This is a genomic window from Sphaerisporangium siamense (assembly GCF_014205275.1).
GTDB classification, from domain to species: domain Bacteria; phylum Actinomycetota; class Actinomycetes; order Streptosporangiales; family Streptosporangiaceae; genus Sphaerisporangium; species Sphaerisporangium siamense.
Map to the genome: position 1 here is coordinate 5,391,659 of NZ_JACHND010000001.1, position 23,772 is coordinate 5,415,430.

A 23,772-nucleotide genomic window follows, 5' to 3' on the forward strand; every position below is an offset into this window, starting at 1 on the left:
AATGTCACATCTCATTACCCTATTGACTCGGTAGGTAATGCGGACAATCCTGGGTCAGCGACAGCAGAGTCACCGACCTCGGAGGGCCGCATGAGCGTCACCGACGATCTTCTCGCCAACGCCCGGCGCTACGCGGAGCACTTCGACAAGGGACACCTCCCGCTGCCGCCGGCCAAGGGCGTCGCCGTGCTCGCCTGCATGGACGCCCGGCTCAACGTCTACGGCCTGCTCGGCCTGTCCGAGGGCGACGCCCACGTGATCCGCAACGCCGGCGGAGTGGTCACCGCCGACGAGCGCCGCAGCCTCGCCATCAGCCAGCGCCTGCTCGGCACCCGCGAGATCATCCTCATCCACCACACCGACTGCGGCATGCTGACGTTCACCGACGACGGCTTCAAGCACACCATCGAGTCCGAGCTCGGCATCAAGCCCGACTGGCCCGCCGAGGCGTTCGCCGACCTCGACGAGGACGTCGCGCAGTCCATCAACCGCATCAAGGCCGACCCGTTCATCCCGATCAAGGATTCGGTGCGCGGCTTCGTGTACGAGGTCGAGACCGGGCGCCTGCGCGAGGTCAAGGCCTGACAAGCCGGCCGCCGCGCCCGCTCACGCCCCGGGCGCGGCGGCCCGCCGGCTCTCAGCTCGTGCGCGTGGCGCCCACCGAGGCGACGACCACGCAGCCGATCGCCGCCCACTCCCGCAGACCCAGGATCTCGCCGAGCACGAGCAGCCCCACCAGCGCGGCGGCGGCGGGCTCCAGGCTCATCAGGATGCCGAAGACCCGCTTCGGCATGCGCCGCAGCGCCTCCAGCTCCAGGCTGTAGGGGATCACCGAGGACAGCAGGCCGACGCCCGCCCCCAGCAGGAGCAGCTCCGGGCGCAGCAGCTCCGCGCCGCCCGCCGCCACGCCCGCGGGCGCGCTCACCGCCACCGCCACGATCATGGCGAACGACAGCCCGGTCGTCCCCGGGAACCTCTTGCCCACCGCGGCCGACAACAGGATGTAGGCCGCCCAGCAGGCCCCCGCGATCGCGGCGAAGGCGACGCCGAGCCAGTCCAGCCCGGTGCCGCCGTCCCACGGGGCCAGCAGCGCGATGCCCGCGGCGGCCAGCGCCACCCACACCAGGTCGAGCCGGCGCCGGGACGCCGCCACCGCCACCCCGAGCGGGCCGAGGAACTCGATCGTCACGCAGATGCCCATCGGCAGCCGGGCCAGCCCCTCGTAGAACGCGAGGTTCATGACGCCGAGCGTCACGCCGAAGGCCAGCCCGGCCGCCAGGTCGCGCCGCGTCAGCCCCCGCAGCCGGGGCCGGGCCACCACGCCAAGGATCAGCGCGCCCGTGGCGATGCGCAGGAACACCACCGCGCTCGGCGGCAGCGCGGCGAACAGATTCTTGGCGATCCCGGCGCCGAGCTGCACCGACAGGATGGCCAGCACCACCAGGCCCGAGGGCGGCACGGCGCCCGCGGCGGCCCGCACCAGCGCGCCGGGCCGCGCCCGGCCCGGGGGGAAGGGGGCGTCGGAGGCGGACAAGATCGGCGGGGACGGCATCGGCACGGTCATGGCGTCTCTCACGTTCCTCGCACGTGCCCGTGCGGTCGGGGGACATCGGGGGACCGCTCGGCCCTCCCCGGCGATACAGGAATACAACCCCGGCGCGCGCTCACCACGAGAGGGGTCCGCGCGCGTCACGCCCGCAGGGGGACGCTCACTCCCAGCGGAAGGTGCGGGAGGCCAGGGCCAGGGTTCCCGCGGCCCAGGCGAGCAGGATCAGGAGCTGCCCGACCGGCAGCCCGCCGCCGTCGGCGAGCACCTCGCGCAGCCCTCCGGTCAGCGCCGTGATCGGCAAAGCCTCGGCCACCGCGCGCAGCGGCCCGGGGAACGCGGTCACCGGCAGCACCACCCCGCCGATCCCCAGCAGCACCAGGTACACGAGGTTGGCCGCCGCGAGCGTGGCCTCGGCGCGCAGCGTGCCCGCCATCAAGAGCGCGAGCCCGCTGAACGCGGCCGTGCCCGCGAGGACCAGCGCGAGCGCGGGCAGCGCGCCGCCGGCGTGCGGACGCCAGCCGAGACCCAGGGCCACGGCGACGATCACGACGACCTGCAGCGCCTCGACCGTGATCACCGCGAGGGTCTTGGCCAGCATCAGCCCCGTGCGGGACAGCGGCGTGGCGCCGAGGCGCTTGAGCACGCCGTACCGGCGCTCGAACCCCGTGCCGATGGCCTGGCCCGTGAACGCCGTCGACATGATCGCCAGCGCGAGCACCCCGGGGGTGACGAAGTCGACGCGGTGTCCGGGGACCTCCAGCAGCGGCGCGGCGGAGAAGCCCACCAGCACCAGGATCGGGATGATCAGCGTGAGCAGGAGCTGCTCGCCGTTGCGCAGCACCGCGCGCACCTCGGCGCCGGCCTGGGCGAGCACCATGCGCCGCAGCGGGGCCGCGCCCGGGCGGGGGGTGAAGTCGAGGGCGGCGCTCACCGCAGCTCCCTTCCCGTCAGTTCGAGGAAGACGTCCTCCAGCGTGCGGCGTTCGACGCTGAGGTCGTCGGCGGTGACGCCCTCGGCGGCGCACCAGGCGGTGACCGTGCCGAGCAGCTCGGGCCCGACGTGCCCCTCGATGACGTAGTGGCCGCTCGGCGACTCCTTGGCCGTGCTGCCCGCCGGCAGGGCCTTGAGCAGCTCGTCCAGGTCGAGCCCCGGCCGGGCGCGGAAGCGGAGCTGCCGCTCGGCGCCGGTGAGCGCGCGCGGGCTGCCCTCGGCCACCACCGTGCCCCGGTCGATGATGACGACCTTGTCGGCGAGCCGCTCGGCCTCGTCCATGTGGTGGGTGGTCAGCACCGTGGAGACCCCGCGGGCGCGCAGCTCGCCCACCACGTCCCAGCAGGCGTGCCTGGCCTGCGGGTCCAGCCCCGCGGTCGGCTCGTCCAGGAAGACCAGCTCGGGACGGCCGATGACGGCCGCGGCGAGCGAGAGGCGCTGCTGCTGGCCGCCCGACAGGCGGCGGTAGGGGGTGCGGGCGTGCTCGGCCAGCCCCAGGCGCTCCAGCAGCGCGCCGGGGTCGAGCGGGTGGGCGTGGAAGCGGGCGACCAGCCGCAGCCACTCCCCGGCGCGCACGGCCGGGGGCACGCCGCCGGACTGCAGCATGACGCCGACGCGGGGCTTGAGCGCGGCGGCGTCCCGTGCGGGGTCGAGCCCGAGCACGCGCACGGTGCCGCCGTCGGCCTTGCGGAACCCCTCGCAGATCTCGACCGTGGAGGTCTTGCCGGCGCCGTTCGGGCCGAGGATCGCGGTCACCGCGCCCCGCTCGGCGCTCAGCGTCAGGCCGTCGACGGCCACGGTACGGCCGTACCGCTTGACCAGGCCGGTGAGCGCGACGGCTGGGGAGTCCATGGTGACGAGTCTAGGGACCGGGGCGGGCGCTCCCTTCGCCGGACCGCGCCGTGCGTGCCCGCTCGCGGTAAAGGTTGCGGGCGCCTCCCGCCAAGACGGGCCCGCCGCCCGGCCCGCGGGGCCGGCCGCCGTGTGAGGCTGTCCCTGTCCTCCCGCCCTGCGCCGGAAGGACCGGGCGCGCAGCGTACGCAAGGAGGTCGCGGATGCCGGCCCGTAGCGGTTACAAGCCCGGCGTGCCCTGCTGGGTGGATCTCTCCTGTCCCGACACCCGCGCCGCCGCGGCGTTCTACGCCGAGCTGTTCGGCTGGCGCGCCGAGTTCGACCCCGACCCCGAGGCCGGCGGCTACGGCCGCTTCCTGCGCGACGGCAAACCGGTCGCGGGGGTGGGCGCGACCTTCGCCGCGGACCTCCCCGCGGTCTGGAACACCTACGTCGCCACCGACGACGCCCAGTCGGTCGCCGACCGGGTCAAGGAGGCCGGGGGACAGGTGTGCACGGGCCCGGTGCAGGTGTTCGACGAGGGCGCCATGGCGGTCTTCCGCGACCCGGCGGGCGCGTCGTTCATGGTCTGGCAGCCCGGGCGGCACTACGGGGCCGGGCTGGTCGGCGAGCCGGGCTCGCCGTGCTGGTACGAGCTGGACTCCTGCGACCCCGAGGGCGCGAAGGCGTTCTACCCGGAGGTCTTCGGCTGGGAGCGGCGCGGCTCGGCCGACCCGGCGGGCGGGGAGTACACCGAGTGGCTGCAGGACGGCAGGCCGGTCGCGGGCATGCCCCCGGCCGGCGACAAGCTGCCTCCGGACGTGCCGTCCCGCTGGCTGGTCTTCTTCGCGGTCGCCGACTGCGACGCCGCCGTGGCCGCGACGACCGGCCTCGGGGGCGCGCTGATCCGCCCGGCCCGCGACCTTCCGCTCGGCCGCTGCGCCGTCCTCGCCGATCCCCAGGGCGCGGTCTTCGCCGCGCTCGCCCTCAGGGCCCCGGCGTAGGCCGCCGGAGGCCGTCCCCGCCGGGCGCTCATGTGCCCTCTGAGCTGGGGTTAGGTAAGCCTAACCTGCGTGACGGACTGCATTCCGGAGGCGTGCCTCCCAAGTTGTGCGGCGGGAAGGAATTACGGCACACTGATGTTGTGAAAAACATGGCCGGGATGACGAACGCCGAGAAGGGCGCCGAGCGTGGTACACGCGCGCGCGTCGCTCGGCTCATCCTGGAACACGGCCCGGTCGACGCCGCCGCCCTGGGCGAGCGGCTCGGGCTCACGCCCGCGGCGGTCCGCCGTCATCTGGACGCGCTGGTCGCCGAGGGAATGATAGAGCCACGCACGGCGCGCCCACGCGGGCAGCGCGGGCGCGGCAGGCCGGCGAAGCTGTTCATCATCACCGACGCCGGCCGCAGCGCCTTCGAGCACGCCTACGACGGCCTGGCGGGCAGCGCCCTGCGCTTCCTCGCCGAGCACATGGGCGAGGACGCCGTGGCGAGGTTCGCCAGGTCGCAGGTCAGCGGCCTGGTCCGGCGTCTTGAGCCCCAGATGCGCGAGGTGCCCGCCGAGCAGCGGGTGCGCGTGCTCGCCGAGGCCCTGACCGCCGACGGCTACGCCGCCTCGGCCAGCACGGCCAAGTCCGGCGGGGAGCAGCTGTGCCAGCACCACTGCCCCGTCGCGCACGTGGCGGCGGAGTTCCCGCAGCTCTGCGAGGCCGAGACCGAGGCCTTCGGGCAGCTGCTCGGCACGCCGGTGCAACGCCTGGCGACGATCGCCCACGGCGACGGGGTGTGCACGACCCACGTGAGCCCGAGGGTCCTGGCGGCGCAGCGCCCGCCGCGGCACGGCGACGCCGACCCTGACGACGGCAACTCGCGCAACGCGATCGAGAAGAACAAGGAGACCGGAAGGTGACTGTCACCGACCGCCCGGAGCTCGAGGGCCTCGGGAACTATAAGTTCGGCTGGGCCGATCCCGACGTGGCCGGCGCGACCGCGCGCCGGGGTCTGTCCGAGGAGGTCGTGCGGAACATCTCCGCGCTCAAGGGCGAGCCGGAGTGGATGCTCGACCTGCGCCTGAAGGGCCTCCGCCTGTTCGGCAAGAAGCCCCTGCCCACCTGGGGCTCCGACCTCACGGGCATCGACTTCGACAACATCAAGTACTTCGTCCGCTCCACCGAGAAGCAGGCCGCCTCCTGGGAGGACCTGCCCGCGGACATCAAGAACACCTACGACAAGCTCGGCATCCCCGAGGCGGAGAAGCAGCGCCTGATCGCCGGCGTCGCCGCCCAGTACGAGTCCGAGGTCGTCTACCACAAGATCCGCGAGGACCTTGAGGAGAAGGGCGTCATCTTCCTCGACACCGACACCGGCCTCAAGGAGCACCCCGAGCTCTTCAAGGAGTACTTCGGGTCGGTCATCCCCGTGGGCGACAACAAGTTCGCCTCGCTGAACACGGCGGTGTGGTCGGGCGGCTCGTTCATCTACGTGCCGCCGAACGTCAACGTCGAGATCCCGCTCCAGGCCTACTTCCGGATCAACACCGAGAACATGGGCCAGTTCGAGCGCACGCTGATCATCGTCGACGAGGGCTCCTACGTCCACTACGTCGAGGGCTGCACCGCGCCGATCTACTCCTCCGACTCGCTGCACAGCGCGGTCGTCGAGATCATCGTGAAGAAGAACGCCCGCTGCCGGTACACGACCATCCAGAACTGGTCGAACAACGTCTACAACCTGGTCACCAAGCGCGCCGTCGCCTACGAGGGCGCCACCATGGAGTGGATCGACGGCAACATCGGCTCCAAGGTCACGATGAAGTACCCGGCGGTCTACCTCATGGGCGAGCACGCCAAGGGCGAGACCCTGAGCGTCGCGTTCGCCGGCGAGGGCCAGCACCAGGACGCGGGCGCCAAGATGGTGCACCTCGCGCCGAAGACCTCCTCCACGATCATCTCCAAGTCGGTCGCGCGGGGCGGCGGGCGCACGTCCTACCGCGGCCTGGTCCAGATCGAGGAGGGCGCCGCCGGGTCGGCCTCGACCGTCAAGTGCGACGCGCTGCTCATCGACCAGATCAGCCGCTCGGACACCTACCCCTACGTCGACGTCCGCGAGGACGACGTCTCCATGGGGCACGAGGCCACGGTCTCCAAGGTCTCCGACGACCAGCTCTTCTACCTCATGAGCCGCGGCCTGACCGAGGACGAGGCCATGGCGATGATCGTCCGCGGCTTCGTCGAGCCGATCGCGCGCGAGCTGCCGATGGAGTACGCCCTGGAGCTCAACCGCCTGATCGAGCTGCAGATGGAAGGGGCGGTGGGCTGACCATGGGCCTGGACACCAAACCTCTCTCCAGCCTGCACGGGAAGTCCTCCTACGACCTGGCGGACTTTCCCGTGCCGACCGGGCGTGAGGAGTCCTGGAGGTTCACCCCGCTCTCGCGCCTGCGCGGCCTGCACGACGGCACCGCCCCGGTCGCGGGCACCGTCGTGCTGGAGGTCCACCCCGCGCCGGAGGTCTCCGTCGAGACCGTCGGCCGCGACGACCCCCGCGTCGGCAAGGCGTACGTGCCCGCCGACCGGGTGAGCGTCCAGGCGTACACCTCCTTCGAGAAGGCCACCGTCATCACGGTGCCCAAGGAGGTCGTGACCTCCGAGCCCATCGTGGTCGACGTGCGCGGCAACGGCGCGGCCGGCGCGACCTACGGCCACCTCGTGGTCCGGGTCGAGCCGCTGGCGCAGGCCGTCCTGGTCCTGGACCACCGGGGCAGCGCCGTGTACGCCGACAACGTCGAGTTCGTCCTCGGCGAGGGCGCCTCGCTCAAGGTGGTCAGCCTCCAGGACTGGGACGCCGACGCCGTACACGTCTCTCACCACCACGCGCAGCTCGGCAAGGACGCCACGTTCAAGAGCTTCGTGGTCACCCTCGGCGGCGACCTGGTGCGCCTGTCCCCGTCGGTGGCCTACGCCGGCCGCGGCGGCGAGGCCGACCTGAGCGGCCTGTACTTCGCCGACGCCGGCCAGCACCTGGAGCACCGCCTGCTGGTCGACCACAGCGTGCCGGACTGCCGCAGCAACGTCGACTACCGCGGCGCGCTGCAGGGCGACGACGCCCACGCGGTCTGGATCGGCGACGTGATCATCCGCGTCGAGGCGACCGGCACCGACACCTACGAGCTGAACCGCAACCTCATCCTCACCGACGGCGCCCGCGCCGATTCGGTGCCGAACCTGGAGATCCTCACCGGCGAGGTCGCCGGAGCCGGGCACGCCTCGGCCTCCGGCCGGCTGGACGACGAGCACATCTTCTACCTCCAGGCGCGGGGCATCCCGCACGAGGAGGCGCGCCGCCTGGTCGTGCGGGGCTACTTCGCCCAGCTCATCGAGAAGATCGAGGTCGAGGAGATCCGCGCCCGGGTGCTCGCCGCGGTGGAGGCGGAGCTCGCGCGATGACGTTCCACAAGGTCTGCGTGCTGTCCGACATCCCCGACGGCGGCGTCGCCGGGGTCGAGGTGGGCGGCACGCCCGTGGCGCTGGTCCGCAAGGACGGCGAGGTGTTCGCCCTGCACGACGTCTGCTCGCACGCCGAGGTCCGGCTGAGCGAGGGCGAGGTGTACGACGACACCCTGGAGTGCTGGCTGCACGGCTCGTGCTTCGACATCCGCTCCGGAAAACCGACCGGCCCGCCCGCCACCCGGCCCGTTCCCGTGTACCGCGTGAAGGTCGAGGGCGACGACGTCCTCGTCGCGCTCGGCGCAGACACCGCCCAAGATCAGGAGTCGTAAGTTGTCCACCCTGGAAATTCGTGACCTGCATGTCGCCGTGGAGGACAAGGAGATCCTGCGCGGCGTCGACCTGACCGTCCGCTCCGGCGAGACCCACGCCCTGATGGGGCCGAACGGCTCGGGCAAGTCGACGCTCGCCTACGCGATCGCCGGTCACCCGAAGTACACCGTCACCTCCGGCACGGTCACCCTCGACGGCGAGGACGTCCTGTCGCTCGGCGTCGACGAGCGCGCCCGCGCGGGCCTGTTCCTGGCCATGCAGTACCCGGTCGAGGTCCCCGGCGTCTCGGTGTCCAACTTCCTGCGCAGCGCCGTCACGGCCGTGCGCGGCGAGGCGCCGAAGCTGCGCCTGTTCACCAAGGAGCTCAAGGAGGGCATGGACGCCCTGTCCATCGACGCCTCCTTCGCCCAGCGCAACCTCAACGAGGGCTTCTCCGGCGGCGAGAAGAAGCGCCACGAGATCCTCCAGCTCGAACTGCTCAAGCCGAAGATCGCCATCCTGGACGAGACCGACTCCGGCCTGGACGTCGACGCGCTGCGCGTCGTCTCCGAGGGCGTCAACCGGTTCCGCTCCTCCGGCGAGACCGGCGTGCTGCTGATCACGCACTACACCCGCATCCTGCGCTACGTGAAGCCCGACTTCGTCCACGTCTTCGCGGGCGGCAGGATCGTCGAGGAGGGCGGCCCCGAGCTGGCCGACAAGCTCGAGTCCGAGGGCTACGAGCGCTACACCAAGGCGAGTGCATGACCGACAGCACGTTCGAGGTGGAGAGGATCCGGAAGGACTTCCCGATCCTCTCCCGCGAGCTGCCCGGGGGCCGGCCCCTGATCTACCTGGACTCCGGCAACTCCTCGCAGAAGCCCGCGCACGTGATCAACACCATGCGCGACCATCTGGAGCAGCACTACAGCAACGTCGGCCGGGCGCTGCACGTGCTCGGCAGCGAGTCGACCGAGGCGTACGAGGGCGCCCGCGACGCGGTGGCCGCCTTCGTCGGCGCCCCGAGCCGCGACGAGATCGTCTTCACGAAGAACGCCTCCGAGGCGCTGAACCTCGTGGCGTACGCCTTCGGCAACCCGGCGGGCGAGGACGAGCGCTTCCGGCTCGGCCCGGGCGACGAGATCGTGATCTCCGAGATGGAGCACCACTCCAACATCGTGCCCTGGCAGCTCCTCGTCCAGCGCACGGGCGCCACCCTGCGGTGGTTCCCCGTCACCGACGAGGGCCGGCTCGACCTGTCCGGCCTGGACGAGGTGGTGAACGAGCGCACCAAGATCGTGTCGATCGTCCACCAGTCCAACGTCCTCGGCACGGTCAACCCGGTCGCGCGCGTTCTGGCGCGGGCCCGGGAGGTCGGCGCGCTGATGATGCTCGACGCCTCCCAGTCCGTGCCCCACCGCCCGGTGGACGTGGCCGCGCTCGGCGTCGACTTCGTCGCCTTCACCGGCCACAAGATGGTCGGCCCCTCCGGCATCGGCGTGCTGTGGGGCAGGAGCGAGCTGCTGGAGGCGATGCCCCCGTTCCTGGGCGGCGGCGAGATGATCGAGGCCGTCTGGATGGACCACTCGACGTTCGCGCCGGTGCCGCACAAGTTCGAGGCGGGCACCCCGCCGATCGTCGAGGCCGTCGGGCTCGGCGCCGCGGTCGAGTACCTCACCGGCGTCGGCATGGAGGAGATCCAGCGGCACGAGCACGAGCTCACCGAGTACGCGCTCGGCGCGCTCGCGGAGGTCCCGGGGCTGCGCGTCATCGGCCCCGCCACGGCGGAGGACCGCGGGGGCACGCTGTCGTTCACGATCCCTGACATCCACCCCCACGACGTGGGGCAGATCCTCGACGACCGCTTCGGCATCGCCGTGCGGGTCGGGCACCACTGCGCCCGCCCGCTGCACCTGCGCTTCGGAATACCGGCGACCACACGGGCGTCGTTCTACCTGTACAACACCACGGACGAGGTCGACGCGCTGGTCCGAGGGCTCCACCACGTCCAGAAGGTGTTCGGATAAGAGATGATCGCCGAGTCGCTGTACCAGGAGCTGATCCTGGAGCATTACAAGCACCCGCAGGGCCGGGGCCTGCGCGAGCCGTACGACGCCGAGGTACACCACGTGAACCCGACCTGCGGCGACGAGGTCACCATGCGGGTGAAGCTCGGCGACGGCGGCAAGGTCGAGGACGTCTCCTACGACGGGCAGGGCTGCTCGATCAGCCAGGCCGCGGCGTCGGTGCTGCACGAGCTGGCCACCGGCTCGACCGTCGAGAGCACCCTCGCGGTCGTGGACGAGTTCACCCGGCTGATGCAGGGCCGGGGTCAGATCGAGCCCGACGAGGACGTCCTCGGGGACGCGGTGGCGTTCGCCGGGGTCGCCAAGTACCCGGCGCGGGTCAAGTGCGCCCTGCTGGCCTGGATGGCCTACAAGGACGCCGTGGTGAGGAGCTCGGCGTGACCGGCGTGCGAGCCCTGGAAGACTACCGCCGCGCGTGGGCGCGGCGAGGCGAGGAGGCGGCGTGAGCAAGCCCGTGGAGACCCCGACCGGGGCAGAGTCCGGCTACGACGGCGAGACGACGCTCGAAGAGGTCTTCGAGGCGCTCAAGGACGTCGTGGACCCCGAGCTCGGCGTCAACGTCGTCGACCTCGGCCTGGTGTACGGGGTCAACCTCGACCCGGGGGCGCCCGGCGCCGCGCCCGTGGCCACGCTGGACATGACGCTGACCAGCGCCGCGTGCCCGCTCACCGACGTCATCGAGGAGCAGGCCCACTCCGCCCTGGACGGCATGGTCTCCGACGTGAAGATCAACTGGGTCTGGCTTCCCCCGTGGGGCCCCGACAAGATCACCGACGACGGGCGCGAACAGCTCCGCATGCTCGGCTTCAACGTCTGAACCCGCGATCCGAGCCGGCCGCCCGGGCCACTGCCCGGGTCACCATCGATCCCGGCCAGGGCGACCGCCCGGCCTCACGTCCACGCCGTCCCGGGGGTGCCGGGACGGTGCCGCGGCTCCGCCGTGCGCGCGTCCCGGCCGGCGTCCGTACATCCGCGCCGGTGAGGTGGACCACATCGGCGCGTCGCCACGCCGGATGGCGTCCGCCGCCGGTTCTTCCCGGCGCCCACGCGTGTTTCCCGCAGGCCGGCGTCCGTGCCCTACCGTGCCGTCACGGCCGGTGGCGGGCCCGCGGGGCGCCCGTGATCGCCCGCGTTGATCGCGACCCCGCCCGGGTCGGGTAGACTGACCGTACACCCCTTCATGAGCGGCGCTCCCGTTCGTCGCGAGGCGCCTTCCGGCGTCCCCTCGGGCGCCCTCATGTTCCACTACGGCGCACGCCGTAGGTCCCGGCTCGTCCTTTCGCAGAAGTGACGTGCCATCTCTCGTCGATCGAAAGGCACGTCACTCGTGACCATCAGCAACGCCGCCATGCCCGCGCACGCCCAGGCGGAGCCGCAGGACGCGCCGCCGGCGCGTCAGGGCCGGGCGGCGGCGGAGCCCCCCGTGTCGGAGTTCGCCCTCCTCGGCCTGCCGAGGCCCCTGGTGAGCGCGCTCGCCCGCCAGGGCATCACCAGCCCGTTCCCCATCCAGCGGGCCACCATCCCGGACATCCTCGCCGGCCGCGACGTGCTCGGCCGGGGCCAGACCGGCTCGGGCAAGACCCTGGCCTTCGGCCTCCCCGCCCTGACGCGCGTCGCCGGCACCCGGGCCGCCGCGGGCCGTCCCCTCGCCGTCGTCCTCGTGCCGACCCGCGAGCTCGCCATGCAGGTCACCGACGCGCTGGAGCCGCTCGGCCGCGGCCTGTCCCTGCGCATGAAGACCGTCGTAGGCGGCATGTCCATGGGCAGGCAGATCGACGCGCTGCGGCGCGGCGTCGAGATCGTCGTCGCCACTCCCGGTCGCCTCACCGACCTGGTCCAGCAGGGCGAGTGCTCGCTGGCCGACGTCAGGGTCACCGTGATCGACGAGGCCGACCACATGTGCGACCTCGGCTTCTTCCCCGTGGTCAGCGCGCTGCTCGCCCAGACCCCCGCCGACAGCCAGCGCCTGCTGTTCTCCGCCACCCTGGACGGCGACGTCGACAAGCTCGTCCGCCGCTTCCTGGACGACCCGGTGACGCACTCCCTGGCCCCGGCCACCTCGCCCGTGGACACCATGGAGCACCACATGGTCCAGGTCGCCCGGGACGACAAGTTCGCGGTCACCGCCGAGATCGCCGGTCGTGAGGGCCGCACCATCATGTTCGTGCGCACCCAGCACGGCGTCGACCGTCTCGTGAAGCAGCTCGCCCGGGTCGGCGTCCGCGCGGGCGGCCTGCACGGCGGCAAGCGCCAGAACCAGCGCACCCGCATCCTGTCGGAGTTCCGCGACGGCGCGGTCGGCGTCCTGGTGTGCACCGACGTGGCCGCCCGCGGCATCCACGTCGACGACGTGAGCCTCGTCCTGCACGTGGACCCGCCCATGGACCACAAGAGCTACCTGCACCGCGGCGGCCGTACGGCGCGGGCCGGCGAGCGCGGCACGGTGATGACCCTGGTGCTGCCCGGCGAGCGCCGTTCCGCGGAGTCGATGACCCGCCGCGCCGGGGTCCGGCCGCACCGCCTGAAGGCCGTGCCGGGAGACCCGCAGCTCGCCGAGCTGGCGGGCGCGCGGACGCCGAGCGGTGTCGCCGTCCCGGTCTGGGAGCCGCCGGCCCCGGTCGCCGAGCGGCGCCCGCGCCGCGAGGGGGGCCAGGGCGGCGACCGCCGTCCGCGCCGCTACCACGACCGCTCCCGCGAGGAGGGCGAGCGCCGCGACGGCGACCAGCGGCCGGGCGAGCGCCGTGAGCGCAGGTTCGACGGCGAGCGGCGTCCGGAGGGCCGCTCCGGCTCCCGCGGCGCGGGCCCGCGCGCGCGGCGAGCCACCCAGGGGTGATCTAGGCGGCCCGCGGGGCCGGGCGGCGGCGCGTGATCTCGCCAGGTGGGCGCCTCACGCGTCGCACGCTCCCGGCCGACTACTCTTGACGGGCAGGCACACCCACGTGAGAGAGATCATGAAGACCTTCGAAGAGCTGTTCGCCGAGCTGTCGGACAAGGCGCGCACCCGTCCCGCCGGGTCGGGCACCGTCGCGGCGCTGGACGCCGGTGTCCATGCCATCGGCAAGAAGGTCGTGGAGGAGGCGGCCGAGAGCTGGATGGCCGCCGAGCACGAGTCGGCCGACCGCGCCGCGGAAGAGATCTCCCAGCTCCTCTATCACGTGCAGGTCCTGATGATCGCCCGGGGCATCGGGCTCGACGAGGTCTACAAGCATCTCTAGGCCGGCTTCGACCGGCCTTCGCCGACCGGCCTCGTCCTCTCCGATCCGAAGGAACCATCCGTGACCATGCTGCGCCTGGCCGTGCCCAACAAGGGCGTCCTCACCGAGGCCGCCCAGACCATCCTGAAAGAGGCGGGCTACCGCGCCCGCAAGGACTCCAAAGAGCTCGTCGTCGTCGACCCCGACAACGCCTGCGAGCTGTTCTTCCTGCGCCCCCGCGACATCGCCGTCTACGTCGGCGAGGGCACGCTCGACGCCGGCATCACCGGCCTCGACATGCTGTTCGACTCCGGAGCCCCGGCCGAGGAGGTCATGCCGCTGGGCTTCGGCGTGTCCACCTTCCGCTTCGCCGCCAAGGCCGGGGTGTTCTCCTCGGTCAGGGACCTCGACGGCATGCGCGTGGCCACCTCCTACGCCGGCCTGCTCGGCAAGCACCTCGCCGAGGTCGGCGTCGAGGCCCGGGTGATCAAGCTGGACGGCGCGGTCGAGACCGCGATCCGCCTCGGGGTGGCCGACGCCGTCGCCGACGTCGTCGAGACCGGCACCACGCTGCGCAACGTCGGCCTGGAGGTCTTCGGCGACCCCATCGCCCACTCCCAGGCCGTGCTGATCAAGCGGGCCGGGTCGGAGGAGACCTCGGGCCTGCGCCAGCTCGTCCGCCGCCTGCAGGGCGTCATCGTCGCCCGCGACTACGTGATGATCGACTACGACATCCGGGCCGAGCGCATCGACGAGGCCATCGCGCTCACCCCCGGCATGGAGGGGCCGACGGTGTCCCCGCTGCACCGCGAAGGCTGGGTCGCGGTCCGCGCGATGGTGCCCCGCAAGGGCCACCAGCAGGTGATGGACCAGCTCGGGGAGATCGGCGCCAAGGCCGTCCTCGCCACCGCCATCTTCGCCTGCCGCCTGTAGCGGCCTTCCCGGTCGCGCCGCCTCCGCCCGGCGCGGCCCTCTGATCCTTTCGCGCGGAGTGCACCGGCCGGGACGCGGCGAGATCCGCGTGCCCGGCCCTTTTTTGCGCCTCGCCCTCGGACGAAAATTACTCAACACCTCACCGTTGACGCGTGAAACCTATTGCGCTTAACTAGCCACATGGCTAACACTAGCCATCTGGCTAACCCGGTGGAACGCTACCGATTCCGAGGCTGAGATGACCATCAGCGAAGACCGAGCCACCCGGCTCGCGATCGACGAGATCAACCTGGCAGACCCCGACTTCTGGCTGCGCGACGACTACCACGACGCGTTGACGGTGCTGCGCGAAGAGCGGCCGATCTCCTGGCACGAGCATCCCGAGAGCGGCGCAGGCTTCTGGGCGTTCGTCGACCACGCCGACATCGCCGCCGTCACCCAGGACTGGAAGAACTACTCGAGCAAGTACGGGATGCGGGTGCACCACGACTGGGGCACCGGCCAGCTGCGTCCCGGCACCGGCGTCTTCATCGAGATGGACCCCCCGGAGCACACCGCCAACAGGAAGAACGTGAGCGTCGGGTTCACCCCGCGCCAGATCCGGCGGATGGACGAGTACATCCGCGCCCAGGCCCGCAGGATCGTCTCCCGCTACAGCTCCGGCGACGAGATCGACTTCGTGGCCGAGATCTCCGCGGACCTGCCGATCCAGATCGTCTGCGACCTGATGGGCGTCCCCGACGCGGACCGCCCGTACATGCTGGAGCTGTCCAACAAGACGGTCGGCGACCAGGACCCCGAGTACGGCGTCTCCACCGACGAGGGGGCCCACGCCACGCGCGCCCTGCGCGAGTACGGCGTGGCGCTCGCGGCCGAACGGCGCGACAACCCCGAGGAGGACCTGATCTCCTCGATCGCGCGGTTCGAGGTCGGCGGCGAGCTCTGCCCGCCGGAGATGATCGGCGGCTACTTCGCCCTGCTCGTCGCCGCGGGCAACGAGACGACCCGCACCGCGATCTCCCACGGGATGCACGCCTTCACGCTGTTCCCCGAGGAGCGCCGCCGCTTCCTAGCCGACCCGGTCGGCCTGCAGGCCACGGCCGCGGAGGAGATCGTCCGGTGGGCCACGCCCGTGCGGCACATGGGCCGGGTGCTCGAACACGACTACGAGTTCAAGGGCTTCCAGATGCGTAAGTGGCAGAAGGCCGCCGTCTGGTACGCCGCCTCCAACCGCGACCCCGCGATCTTCGAGAACCCCTTCCGGTTCGACATCGGCCGCGACCCGAACCCGCACCAGAGCTTCGGCGCCGGCGGCCCGCACTTCTGCATGGGCGCGAACCTGGCACGGCGCGAGATCTGGATGCTCTTCCAGGAGCTGTTCGCCCGCTTCCCCGAGTCCGAGGTCGTCGGGGACCCCGTCAAGCTGCGCTCGATCCACGTCAACGGGATCAAGTCGATGAAGGTCGTGCTGCGATGACCGGCGCGGTACGGACCACCCGGCGGCTGTCGGTCGAGACCGACGTGTGCGAGGGCAACGCGGTCTGCGCGCGCATGGCGCCGGACCTGTTCGTGCTCCCCGACGACGTCGAGGTGGTCACCGTCGTCAGGCAGCCGGACACCGCCGAGCTCGTCAGGCGCGCGGAGATGGCCGTCCGCCGGTGCCCCAAACGCGCCCTGCGCTACGACGAGGTGCTCTGACCATGGCGGAGGTGACCCTCATCAACCACTCCGGCACGCAGACCACGCTCGACGTGCCGCCGGGCACCAGCATCATGCGCGCGGCCATCGCCAACGGCGTCCGCGGCATCTACGCCGAATGCGGCGGCGACACCATGTGCGCCACCTGCCACGTCTACGTCGAGCCCGAGTTCTCCGAGCTGTTCCCGCCCGTCAACGAGGACGAGGACGAGATGCTGGAGGCCACCGCCTGCGACCGGCTGCCGACCAGCCGCCTGAGCTGCCGCCTCACCATCCCCGAAGGGTGCGGCGCGGTCGTCGTCCGGCTCCCCGAGTCGCAGCGATGAGCGCGCGCGTCGTCATCGTCGGGGCCGGCCACGCCGGGATCTCCACGGCCCTCGAACTGCGCGAGGCCGGGTTCACCGGCCCGGTGGTCGTGCTCGACCAGGCCGGGCACGACCCCTACGAGCGCCCGCCCCTGTCGAAGGCGTGGCTGGCCGGCGCCGTCTCCACCGGCGAACTGGCCTTCCGCGCCCGCGAGGTGTACGCGCGGCGGCGGATCGAGCTGCGCACCGGCGTGCGGGTGGACGCGATCGACCGCGGGTCCCGCGAGGTGGTCACCGCGGACGGCACGCGCCTGCCCTACGACCACCTGGTGCTGGCCACCGGCGCCCGCCCCCGCGCGCTGCCGGTCCCCGGCGCCGGCCTCGCCGGCGTGCACCGCCTGCACACCCTGACCGACGCGCTGGCGCTGCGCGCCGCCCTGGACACGGCACGCGCCCTGGCCATCGTCGGCGGCGGGTTCATCGGGCTGGAGGTCGCCGCCGCGGCGCGCAAGCGCGGGGTCCCCACGACGGTCGTCGAGGCGGCGCCGCGGTTGATGCGGCGCGTCGTGAGCGAGCCGGTCTCCGCCTTCTACCACCGGCTGCACGAGGACGCGGGCTGCGTGGTCCGCACCGAGGCGGTGGTCGCCGAGCTGACCGGCGAGGACGGGCACGTGACCGGGGTGCGGCTCGCCGGCGGCGCCACGGTGCCGGCCGACATGGTGGTGGCCGGGATCGGCGTGACGCCCGAGACCGGGCTGGCCGGCGCGGCCGGGCTGGCGACCGGTGACGGGGTGCTGGTCGACGAGGCGCTGCGGACCTCGGACCCGGCGGTCTTCGCCGTCGGCGACTGCGCCCGCTTCCCGCTCGGCGACGCGATGGAGCGCCTGGAGTCGGTCCAGAACGCGGCCGACCAGGGACGCGCGGTCGCCGCCGCCGTCACCGGCGACGCCCGGCCCTACCGGGACGTCCCGTGGTTCTGGACCGACCAGCACGGATGCAAGCTGCAGATCGCCGGGATCGCCACCGGCGCCGACGAGTGGGCCGTCGTCGGCAGCGTCCAAGAGCGGCGCTTCACGGTGCTGTGCTGGCGCCGCGGCGCCCTGGTGGCGGGCGAGTCGGTCAACAGGCCGGCCGACCACCTCGCGCTGCGCCGGCTGATCGCCGCCAAGGCGTCGATCTCGCCCGCGGCGGCGCGGGCCGACGGCTTCACGCTCAAGGACCACGCCCGCGCGCTGGCCGGATGAGGCCGCGGCGCCCGCCGAGAAGGGACCACCCATGAAGCCCGATCCCGAGAACGTCCCGGCTCCCGAACGCATCAAGGACGCCGCGATCCGGCTGATGCGCGTCAAGGCGCCGAGCCGGATCACCGGCCGGGAGCTGGCGGCCGAGGCCCAGGTCAACTACGGCCTCGTCCACCACTACTTCGGCGGCAAGAACCAGGCGCTGCGCGAGGCGTTCCGCGAGCTCGCCCGGCAGTACGTCGACGCCGTCAAGACCATGCCCGACCACGAGCGGATCCTGCCCAACGCCGGGCCCGAGCTGAGCGACGTGTGGTTCGTGCTGGCGAACCTGGCGATGGACCCCGACTCCCTGGCCATCGTCGACTGGGACTACCCCCTGCTACGTAACCGGCTCGCCGCCCGCCTGGACGCGGAAGGCGAGAGCGCGGGCGCGGCCCGGGAGCACATCAGGCAGGACATCGCCGTCGCCTTCGCGCTCGCGCTGGGCTGGACGGTCTTCCAGCCCTTCATCTGCGACGCGCTGGAGCTCGACGAGGAGGCCCGCAAGGCCGTCGACCGCGCGACCGCCGACATGGTCGCCGAGCGCTGGTGAGACGGCGATGCCCGCCCCGCACGACGACGGCCACCCCATCTGCGGCGCGCACGCGCGCCGGTCACAACGAGGCGACGGGAAGCGGCGCCGGATATCGGAGGTACACCTGTGAGCGGTCGAGCACGCGACATCGCGATCGTAGGAGCGGGACAGCTCGGGCTCCACCTGGGGATCGGCCTGCTGCGCCAAGGACACCGCGTCCGGCTGATCACCAATCGCACCGGCGAGCAGATCCGCGAGGGCGGAGTGCTCTCCAGCCAGGCGATGCTGGCCCCGAGCCTCGATCTCGAACGGCGCCTGGGCCTGGAGCTCTGGGAGGGCGCCTGCCCGCCCATCCAGGGCGTCCACCTGACCTGGGTGGACCGGTCCGGCGCGGAGGTGACCCGCTTCTCCGCCCCCCGGGCGCGCCCGGCCCTGTCGATCGACCAGCGGGTGAAGATGCCCGCGTGGATGGACAGGTTCACCGCCGCCGGCGGCGACCTGGCCATCGAGGACGTCGACGCCGGCGGGCTGAGCGCCCTGGCCGGCGAGCACGACCTGGTCGTGGTGGCCGCGGGGAAGGGCGACATCTCCGGGCTGTTCCCCCGCGACACCGACGCGACCGAGTTCGACACGCCGCAGCGCCACCTCGCGCTCGCCTACGTCCGCGGCGTGCGCCCGCACGAGGTGTTCGAGGGCAACGACTTCGGCAAGGCCGACGGTGTCGGGGAGATGTTCATGTTCCCCGCGCTCACCGTGTCGGGACCGTGCCACATCATCACCGTCGAGGCCGAGCCGGGCGGCCCCCTGGACGTGTTCGCGCCGCGGACCGCGCCCGAGCGGGTGCTGGACCAGATCAAGGACGCCGCCGCGGCCCACTTCCCGTGGCTGGCGAAGCGGATCGCCGGCGCCGTGGTCACCGACGCGGGCGCCACGCTGGTCGGGCGCTTCGCCCCCACCCGGCGCAGGCCCGTCGCGCACACCGCCTCCGGCCGGGCGATCCTCGGCGGCGGCGACGTGCTGGTGCTCAACGACCCGGTCACCGGGCAGGGCGCGAACAACGCGGCCAAGTGCGCGCAGCTCTACCTGGACGAGATCGCCGGCCACGGCGACGCGCCGTTCGACGAGGCGTGGATGACGCGGACGTTCGAGCGCTTCGAGAGCCTGGTGTCGGCCTCCACGCGCTGGACCAACCAGGTGCTGCGGCCCTGGCCGCCGCACGTGCGCGACCTGCTCGCGGGCGCCCGGGACCGCGGCGACCTCGCGCAGGCGTTCGCGGAGGGCTTCGGGGACCCGGCCTCGATCCTGTCCTGGTGGGAGAGCCCGCGCGAGGCCGCGCGGCTCCTCGGCCGCGAGGGCGACACCGCCGGGCACGCGGTGACGGGCGGCCCGCGATGACGGCCGCGGTCGAGCTGTCCGGCGCCGAGTACCGGGACGTGATCGGGCGCTTCGCCTCCGGGGTGACGATCATCACGACCCGCCACGACGGCGTCGACTACGGGATGACGGCGAGCGCGGTCTGCTCGCTGTCGCTCGACCCGCCCATGGTCGTCGTCTGCGTGAAGCGCGACGCGACGACCGGCGTGGCCATCGCGGCCGGCGGCACCTTCGCCGTGAACGTGATGTCCTCCGAGCAGGGCTGGCTGGCCCACCGGTTCGCCACCCCGCTGCCCGACCGGTTCGCCGGGGTCGGCGTGCGCCGCGAGGCCCCGGAGGGGGACCCGCTGTTCGAGGACTGCCTCGCCTACCTGGAGTGCGAGGTCGAGGAGGAGGTGGCGGGCGGCACCCACCGGGTGTTCCTCGGCCGGGTGCGGCGCGCCGCCGCCGCCGACCTGGAACCGCTGACCTACTTCCGCGGGAAGTTCGGGCGCTTCGAGCTGGAACAGCACGCGCAGGCGTACCGCGACCTGTACCGGATGGTGGTGGAGCGCGCGCTGCCGCTGCACGAGCCGCTGGCGCCGGCCGCGCTCGCCGAGCGGCTCGGCATCCCCGTCTCGGCCGCGTTCCACGCGCTGGTCCGGCTCACCGCCGACGGGCTCGTCCACCGCGACCCCGAGCGCGGGTTCCTGCAGGTGGTGTTCAAGGCCGAGCAGGCGATCGAGAGCTACGAGGTCAAGCGGATCCTGGACATGGCCGTGGTGGAGCTGACGGTCGGCGCGGTGCCCGAGGAGGGGTTGCGCCGGCTGGAGGAGCTCTGCGACCGGGCCAACGAGCTGGTCGACGACGAGCACGGCGTGCTGGACGTCGCCGCCTACCGCGAGCGCGCGCTCAGGTTCCAGGAGGCGATGATCGGGCTGACCGGCAACGCGACCCTGGTCGCGACCTTCCGCACCCTGCGGATCCCCGAGCTGATCTCCCTGCCGCACCAGATCGGCCCCGCCACCGCGCCCAGCATCGCGGCCAACCGCCGCCGCATCGTGGACGGCTACCTGGCCGGCGACCCGGCGCTGGTACGCGCGGCGCTGCTCGACCAGTACGAGCTGTGCAAGAGCCTCACCGTCGCCTACATCGGCCGGTCGGGCGGTGAACTGTGACGGGCGGGGACCGGGTCGCCCTGGTCGCCGGAGGCGCGACCGTGCTCGGCGAGGCCGTGGTGCGCGGGCTGGCCGAGGACGGCTTCACGGTGGTCGTGGCGGACATCGACGCCGAGGCGGGCGAGCGGCTGCGCGAGGCCGTCGGCGGGACCTGCGTGTTCCTGCCCATGGACATCACCGACGAGGACTCCGTCCGCGCGGTGGTGGCCGAGGCCGCGCGGCGGGGGCGGCTGGACGTGGTCGTGACCATGGTCGCCTCCTACGCCGACCCCGGCCTGGCGGCGGACGCGGACGCCTGGGTGCGGAGCCTGCGCGTGAACGTCGTCGGCCCCGCGCTGGTGATCCGCGAGGCGGCGCCGCACCTGGCCGCGTCGGGCCGGGGCGCCGTCGTCAACGTCGCGAGCGTCAGCGCGGACCGCGCGCAGGCGAACAAGCTGCTCTACCCCGCGGGCAAGGCGGCGCTCGGCCAGCTCACCCGCAACCTCGCGCTCACGCTGGCGCCGTCGGGCATCCGGGTGAACAGCGTGTCGCCGAGCTGGGTGTGGTCGGCCCCGATGGCACGGCGTTCGGGAGGCGACCGTGCCCTGGCCGACGAGGTGGCGGCCGGTTTCCACATGATCCCGCGGATGGCCGACGCCCACGAGGTGGCCGACGCGATCCGCTTCCTGTGCTCGGCGTCGGCGTCGTTCGTCACCGGTGAGGACCTGCACGTCGACGGCGGCTACTCGGCGCTCAGCCCGGAGGGGAAGGTCAACCCCTGGGAGCGGCACGCACAGGCCGCGGCCGGGCGCGCAGAATAGTAGACACCTCATAATTCTACTGTGTAATCTATAGATATCAGCGTATTTCCCCGAGAGGCGGGACCCATGAAAATCCAGCGGCAAAAGCTGTTGTCCACGATCACCTATATTCCGGAAAAGGCGTTCGACGGATACACGATCTTCACGCCGCTCGCCGAGACGCCCGGCACCACCTGGCTGGTCGACATGCAGGGACGCATCATCCACCGCTGGGACCTGCCGGGCCAGGTGCGCCTGCAGTCGCACCTGCTGGACAACGGCAACATCCTCACCGGCCTCGCCCACAAATCGAATTACTCGTTCCTGCCGTTCTCCGGCGGCGAGATCGCCGAGATCGACTGGAATGGCGAAACGGTCTGGAGTTACGAGGACAAGGACCTCGACCTGCACGACTGGGTGCTGCGCGAGAACGGCAACCTCATCGTCCTCAAGTACACCGACGTGCCCGACGAGATCGCGCGCCGCGTGCAGGGCGGGCGCAGCGGCGGTCTCGCCGCCGAGATCGACGGGAAGATGACCTCCTACGTGATCCAGGAGATCACGCGCGAGGGCGACGTCGTCTGGGAGTGGACCGCCTACGAGCACATGGACCCCGAGCTCGACGCCGTCGACCCCACCGGCACCCGCTCGATCTGGCCCGGCTGGAACGCGATCGAGGAACTGCCCAACGGCGACCTGATGATGAGCTCGTACAACACGAGCACCGTCGTCATCGTGAACCGCGAGAGCGGCGAGGTGACCTGGCGCTGGGGCAAGGGCGACATCGCCTTCCAGCACAACCCGACGTGGCTGGAGAACGGCCACATCCTGCTGCTGGACAACCAGCGCGTCAGCACCAAGTGGATGCCGCCGGACTCCAGCCGCGTGATCGAGGTCGACCCGGAGACCAAGAAGGTGGTCTGGGAGTACCGCACCGAGAACCCCGTCGACTTCCACAACACCTACATGGGCGGCGCGGAGCGCCTGCCCAACGGCAACACCCTGGTCTGCGACGCGGCGCACGGCCGGATCTTCGAGGTGACGCTCGACGGCGACCTGGCGTGGGAGTACGTCGTCCCGTTCTTCGGGCGCAACGACTCCTACGGCCTGAGCAACGCGATCTTCCGGGCGCACCGGTACGCGCCGGACCACCCCGGGCTTCGCGGACGCGACCTCAGCGGGTCCGCCCATGAGCACCTCAACGCCGAGTTCGGCCCGGGCGCGAAGTTCAGCGAGAAGAAGGCCGTGCCCACCCGCGCGCCACGGTCGGCGAACGGCGCATGAGGCGCGTGCGCGGGGCGGCCGTGGCGGCCGCCGTCATCGCGCTGGCCGGCCTCACCGCGTGCGGATCGGACTCCGGCGGGTCCGGCGGCGCGGACGGCAAGGGCGCGACCCTCACGGTGTCGGTCGTGCCCTCGGCCGAGGCCGCGATGCTCTACGTGGCCCGTGACCAGGGCTTCTTCAAGGCCGAGGGCCTGACGGTCCAGCCGACGCTGTCCGCCAACGGCCCGGCGAACGTGGCGTCGGTCGTCAGCAACAGCTCGCAGTTCGGCCACGGCGCCGACACCGTGGTGCTGCTCGGCCGCGCCAAGAGCCTGCCGCTGGTCGCGGTGGCCGCGGCCGCGGGCACCACGGCGGATCCGAAGCTGAACAACAGCCAGACCCTCGTGATGCCCAAGAGCGGGATCACCCGGTTCCGCGACCTCACCGGCAAGTCCGTGGGCGTCGTCGCGGTCAAGAACCAGCTTGAGCTGTTCATCCGGCAGCTCGTCGACCAGGACGGCGGCGACTCCGGCAAGGTCCGGTTCCTGCAACTGCCCTTCGCCGACATGCCGGACGCGCTCACCAGCGGCCGGGTCGACGCGGTGACCGAGCTGGAGCCGTTCGTGACCGAGCTGGAGTCCAAGGGCGCGGTGAGCATCGGCTCCTACTACGGGATGGTCCTCGGCGACCAGATGCCGTACAACTACTGGTTCACCAACGAGAACTACGCCAAGCAGAACCCCGCGGTCGTCGCCAAGTTCACGCGGGCGCTGGAGAAGGCGGGCCGGTACTCGGTGGACCATCCCGAGGCGGTGCGCAAGGCGCTCACCGAGTACACCGGGCTCCCGGCGGACCGGGTGGAGAAGGTCAGGCTGCCGGACTACAACGTCAAGCTCGACGCCGGCGTGCTGGAGAAGGTCGCGGGCATGCTGGACAAGTACCGGTTCGGCGCCGGCAAGGACAGCGTGAAGGGGGCCGTCTTCACCCCCGCCCAATGACCCCGGCGAAGACCGACGCCCCCGGAAGCCTCACAAGGGCTT

At 72.2% G+C, this 23,772-nt stretch carries 26 protein-coding genes; 23 read left to right on the plus strand and 3 right to left on the minus strand.

Annotated features, from left to right (window positions below; genetic code table 11):
• Positions 1 to 90: 90 nt before the first annotated feature.
• Positions 91 to 585: a beta-class carbonic anhydrase gene (locus tag BJ982_RS24770; RefSeq protein WP_184883855.1), complete on the plus strand. Its 495-nt coding sequence runs from the start codon at positions 91 to 93 to the stop codon at positions 583 to 585.
• A 52-nt stretch (positions 586 to 637) separates the two neighbouring features.
• Here the strand turns inward: BJ982_RS24770 and BJ982_RS24775 are convergent, their stop codons facing one another.
• From BJ982_RS24775 to BJ982_RS24785, 3 genes are all read right to left on the minus strand, one after another.
• Entirely contained in the window at positions 638 to 1,564 is a 927-nt protein-coding gene (locus BJ982_RS24775) for an EamA family transporter (RefSeq protein WP_239123386.1), read from the minus strand.
• 145 nt (positions 1,565 to 1,709) lie between these two features.
• Complete coding sequence (locus BJ982_RS24780) at positions 1,710 to 2,426, minus strand: ABC transporter permease (protein WP_184889276.1); 717 nt, start codon at positions 2,424 to 2,426, stop codon at positions 1,710 to 1,712.
• A 50-nt stretch (positions 2,427 to 2,476) separates the two neighbouring features.
• Positions 2,477 to 3,391: an ABC transporter ATP-binding protein gene (locus tag BJ982_RS24785; RefSeq protein ID WP_184883857.1), complete on the minus strand. Its 915-nt coding sequence runs from the start codon at positions 3,389 to 3,391 to the stop codon at positions 2,477 to 2,479.
• 203 nt (positions 3,392 to 3,594) lie between these two features.
• On the opposite strand from BJ982_RS24785, the gene BJ982_RS24790 reads away from it, so the two are divergent.
• From BJ982_RS24790 to BJ982_RS24895, 22 genes are all read left to right on the plus strand, one after another.
• Entirely contained in the window at positions 3,595 to 4,374 is a 780-nt protein-coding gene (locus BJ982_RS24790) for a VOC family protein (protein WP_184883860.1), read from the plus strand.
• 158 nt (positions 4,375 to 4,532) lie between these two features.
• Positions 4,533 to 5,279, plus strand: a complete 747-nt coding sequence (locus tag BJ982_RS24795; RefSeq protein WP_184883862.1) for a helix-turn-helix transcriptional regulator — start codon at positions 4,533 to 4,535, stop codon at positions 5,277 to 5,279.
• A complete protein-coding gene (gene sufB, locus BJ982_RS24800) occupies positions 5,276 to 6,688 on the plus strand; it encodes a Fe-S cluster assembly protein SufB (protein ID WP_184883864.1) in 1,413 nt (470 codons plus the stop codon). Before BJ982_RS24795 ends, sufB begins: the two co-directional genes overlap by 4 nt.
• Positions 6,689 to 6,690: 2 nt before the next feature.
• A complete protein-coding gene (gene sufD, locus BJ982_RS24805; protein WP_184883866.1) occupies positions 6,691 to 7,815 on the plus strand; it encodes a Fe-S cluster assembly protein SufD in 1,125 nt (374 codons plus the stop codon).
• Positions 7,812 to 8,147: a non-heme iron oxygenase ferredoxin subunit gene (locus BJ982_RS24810; protein ID WP_184883869.1), complete on the plus strand. Its 336-nt coding sequence runs from the start codon at positions 7,812 to 7,814 to the stop codon at positions 8,145 to 8,147. Before sufD ends, BJ982_RS24810 begins: the two co-directional genes overlap by 4 nt.
• A gap of 1 nt (position 8,148) precedes the next feature.
• Entirely contained in the window at positions 8,149 to 8,895 is a 747-nt protein-coding gene (sufC, locus tag BJ982_RS24815) for a Fe-S cluster assembly ATPase SufC (RefSeq protein WP_184883871.1), read from the plus strand.
• Positions 8,892 to 10,154, plus strand: coding sequence for a cysteine desulfurase (locus tag BJ982_RS24820; protein ID WP_184883873.1), 1,263 nt, complete (start codon positions 8,892 to 8,894; stop codon positions 10,152 to 10,154). The genes sufC and BJ982_RS24820 overlap by 4 nt, the downstream gene beginning before the upstream one ends.
• 3 nt (positions 10,155 to 10,157) lie before the next feature.
• Positions 10,158 to 10,595, plus strand: coding sequence for a Fe-S cluster assembly sulfur transfer protein SufU (sufU, locus tag BJ982_RS24825; protein WP_184883875.1), 438 nt, complete (start codon positions 10,158 to 10,160; stop codon positions 10,593 to 10,595).
• Positions 10,596 to 10,656: 61 nt separating this feature from the next.
• Positions 10,657 to 11,031, plus strand: coding sequence for a metal-sulfur cluster assembly factor (locus BJ982_RS24830; protein WP_184883877.1), 375 nt, complete (start codon positions 10,657 to 10,659; stop codon positions 11,029 to 11,031).
• A gap of 510 nt (positions 11,032 to 11,541) precedes the next feature.
• Positions 11,542 to 13,047, plus strand: a complete 1,506-nt coding sequence (locus tag BJ982_RS24835) for a DEAD/DEAH box helicase (RefSeq protein WP_239123385.1) — start codon at positions 11,542 to 11,544, stop codon at positions 13,045 to 13,047.
• 118 nt (positions 13,048 to 13,165) lie between these two features.
• On the plus strand, positions 13,166 to 13,429 hold the full coding sequence (locus BJ982_RS24840) for a phosphoribosyl-ATP diphosphatase (protein ID WP_114030187.1): 264 nt from the start codon (positions 13,166 to 13,168) through the stop codon (positions 13,427 to 13,429).
• 66 nt (positions 13,430 to 13,495) lie between these two features.
• Positions 13,496 to 14,341 carry an ATP phosphoribosyltransferase gene (gene hisG, locus BJ982_RS24845; RefSeq protein ID WP_184889279.1) on the plus strand — a complete coding sequence of 282 codons (846 nt, stop codon included), beginning with the start codon at positions 13,496 to 13,498 and terminating at the stop codon, positions 14,339 to 14,341.
• A gap of 238 nt (positions 14,342 to 14,579) precedes the next feature.
• On the plus strand, positions 14,580 to 15,818 hold the full coding sequence (locus tag BJ982_RS24850; RefSeq protein WP_184883879.1) for a cytochrome P450: 1,239 nt from the start codon (positions 14,580 to 14,582) through the stop codon (positions 15,816 to 15,818).
• On the plus strand, positions 15,815 to 16,039 hold the full coding sequence (locus tag BJ982_RS24855; RefSeq protein ID WP_184883881.1) for a ferredoxin: 225 nt from the start codon (positions 15,815 to 15,817) through the stop codon (positions 16,037 to 16,039). The genes BJ982_RS24850 and BJ982_RS24855 overlap by 4 nt, the downstream gene beginning before the upstream one ends.
• Positions 16,040 to 16,041: 2 nt before the next feature.
• Complete coding sequence (locus BJ982_RS24860) at positions 16,042 to 16,365, plus strand: 2Fe-2S iron-sulfur cluster-binding protein (protein WP_184883884.1); 324 nt, start codon at positions 16,042 to 16,044, stop codon at positions 16,363 to 16,365.
• Positions 16,362 to 17,588: an NAD(P)/FAD-dependent oxidoreductase gene (locus tag BJ982_RS24865; RefSeq protein WP_184883886.1), complete on the plus strand. Its 1,227-nt coding sequence runs from the start codon at positions 16,362 to 16,364 to the stop codon at positions 17,586 to 17,588. Before BJ982_RS24860 ends, BJ982_RS24865 begins: the two co-directional genes overlap by 4 nt.
• A 31-nt stretch (positions 17,589 to 17,619) precedes the next feature.
• Positions 17,620 to 18,177 (plus strand): TetR/AcrR family transcriptional regulator, encoded by a 558-nt coding sequence (locus BJ982_RS24870; protein ID WP_184883888.1) that lies wholly within the window; start codon positions 17,620 to 17,622, stop codon positions 18,175 to 18,177.
• 108 nt (positions 18,178 to 18,285) lie between these two features.
• Positions 18,286 to 19,554: a styrene monooxygenase/indole monooxygenase family protein gene (locus tag BJ982_RS24875; RefSeq protein ID WP_184883890.1), complete on the plus strand. Its 1,269-nt coding sequence runs from the start codon at positions 18,286 to 18,288 to the stop codon at positions 19,552 to 19,554.
• The gene (locus tag BJ982_RS24880) at positions 19,551 to 20,690 is read left to right on the plus strand and encodes a flavin reductase (RefSeq protein WP_184883892.1); all 1,140 of its coding nucleotides are present in this window, start codon (positions 19,551 to 19,553) and stop codon (positions 20,688 to 20,690) included. The genes BJ982_RS24875 and BJ982_RS24880 overlap by 4 nt, the downstream gene beginning before the upstream one ends.
• Complete coding sequence (locus BJ982_RS24885) at positions 20,687 to 21,490, plus strand: SDR family oxidoreductase (RefSeq protein ID WP_184883894.1); 804 nt, start codon at positions 20,687 to 20,689, stop codon at positions 21,488 to 21,490. Before BJ982_RS24880 ends, BJ982_RS24885 begins: the two co-directional genes overlap by 4 nt.
• Positions 21,491 to 21,556: 66 nt before the next feature.
• Positions 21,557 to 22,753 carry an arylsulfotransferase family protein gene (locus tag BJ982_RS24890; protein ID WP_184883896.1) on the plus strand — a complete coding sequence of 399 codons (1,197 nt, stop codon included), beginning with the start codon at positions 21,557 to 21,559 and terminating at the stop codon, positions 22,751 to 22,753.
• Positions 22,750 to 23,730 carry an ABC transporter substrate-binding protein gene (locus tag BJ982_RS24895; protein WP_184883898.1) on the plus strand — a complete coding sequence of 327 codons (981 nt, stop codon included), beginning with the start codon at positions 22,750 to 22,752 and terminating at the stop codon, positions 23,728 to 23,730. Before BJ982_RS24890 ends, BJ982_RS24895 begins: the two co-directional genes overlap by 4 nt.
• Positions 23,731 to 23,772: the final 42 nt, after the last annotated feature.

Excerpts from the sequence above, each read along its gene's own strand:
- BJ982_RS24770 (WP_184883855.1), top strand. The coding sequence starts at position 91 with ATGAGCGTCACCGACGATCTTCTCGCCAACGCCCGGCGCTACGCGGAG.
- BJ982_RS24775 (WP_239123386.1), bottom strand. The coding sequence starts at position 1,564 with ATGACCGTGCCGATGCCGTCCCCGCCGATCTTGTCCGCCTCCGACGCC.
- BJ982_RS24780 (WP_184889276.1), bottom strand. The coding sequence starts at position 2,426 with ATGGTGCTCGCCCAGGCCGGCGCCGAGGTGCGCGCGGTGCTGCGCAAC.
- BJ982_RS24785 (WP_184883857.1), bottom strand. The coding sequence starts at position 3,391 with ATGGACTCCCCAGCCGTCGCGCTCACCGGCCTGGTCAAGCGGTACGGC.
- BJ982_RS24790 (WP_184883860.1), top strand. The coding sequence starts at position 3,595 with ATGCCGGCCCGTAGCGGTTACAAGCCCGGCGTGCCCTGCTGGGTGGAT.
- BJ982_RS24795 (WP_184883862.1), top strand. The coding sequence starts at position 4,533 with ATGACGAACGCCGAGAAGGGCGCCGAGCGTGGTACACGCGCGCGCGTC.
- sufD (WP_184883866.1), top strand. The coding sequence starts at position 6,691 with ATGGGCCTGGACACCAAACCTCTCTCCAGCCTGCACGGGAAGTCCTCC.
- BJ982_RS24810 (WP_184883869.1), top strand. The coding sequence starts at position 7,812 with ATGACGTTCCACAAGGTCTGCGTGCTGTCCGACATCCCCGACGGCGGC.
- BJ982_RS24820 (WP_184883873.1), top strand. The coding sequence starts at position 8,892 with ATGACCGACAGCACGTTCGAGGTGGAGAGGATCCGGAAGGACTTCCCG.
- sufU (WP_184883875.1), top strand. The coding sequence starts at position 10,158 with ATGATCGCCGAGTCGCTGTACCAGGAGCTGATCCTGGAGCATTACAAG.
- BJ982_RS24840 (WP_114030187.1), top strand. The coding sequence starts at position 13,166 with ATGAAGACCTTCGAAGAGCTGTTCGCCGAGCTGTCGGACAAGGCGCGC.
- hisG (WP_184889279.1), top strand. The coding sequence starts at position 13,496 with ATGCTGCGCCTGGCCGTGCCCAACAAGGGCGTCCTCACCGAGGCCGCC.
- BJ982_RS24850 (WP_184883879.1), top strand. The coding sequence starts at position 14,580 with ATGACCATCAGCGAAGACCGAGCCACCCGGCTCGCGATCGACGAGATC.
- BJ982_RS24855 (WP_184883881.1), top strand. The coding sequence starts at position 15,815 with ATGACCGGCGCGGTACGGACCACCCGGCGGCTGTCGGTCGAGACCGAC.
- BJ982_RS24860 (WP_184883884.1), top strand. The coding sequence starts at position 16,042 with ATGGCGGAGGTGACCCTCATCAACCACTCCGGCACGCAGACCACGCTC.
- BJ982_RS24865 (WP_184883886.1), top strand. The coding sequence starts at position 16,362 with ATGAGCGCGCGCGTCGTCATCGTCGGGGCCGGCCACGCCGGGATCTCC.
- BJ982_RS24870 (WP_184883888.1), top strand. The coding sequence starts at position 17,620 with ATGAAGCCCGATCCCGAGAACGTCCCGGCTCCCGAACGCATCAAGGAC.
- BJ982_RS24880 (WP_184883892.1), top strand. The coding sequence starts at position 19,551 with ATGACGGCCGCGGTCGAGCTGTCCGGCGCCGAGTACCGGGACGTGATC.
- BJ982_RS24890 (WP_184883896.1), top strand. The coding sequence starts at position 21,557 with ATGAAAATCCAGCGGCAAAAGCTGTTGTCCACGATCACCTATATTCCG.
- BJ982_RS24895 (WP_184883898.1), top strand. The coding sequence starts at position 22,750 with ATGAGGCGCGTGCGCGGGGCGGCCGTGGCGGCCGCCGTCATCGCGCTG.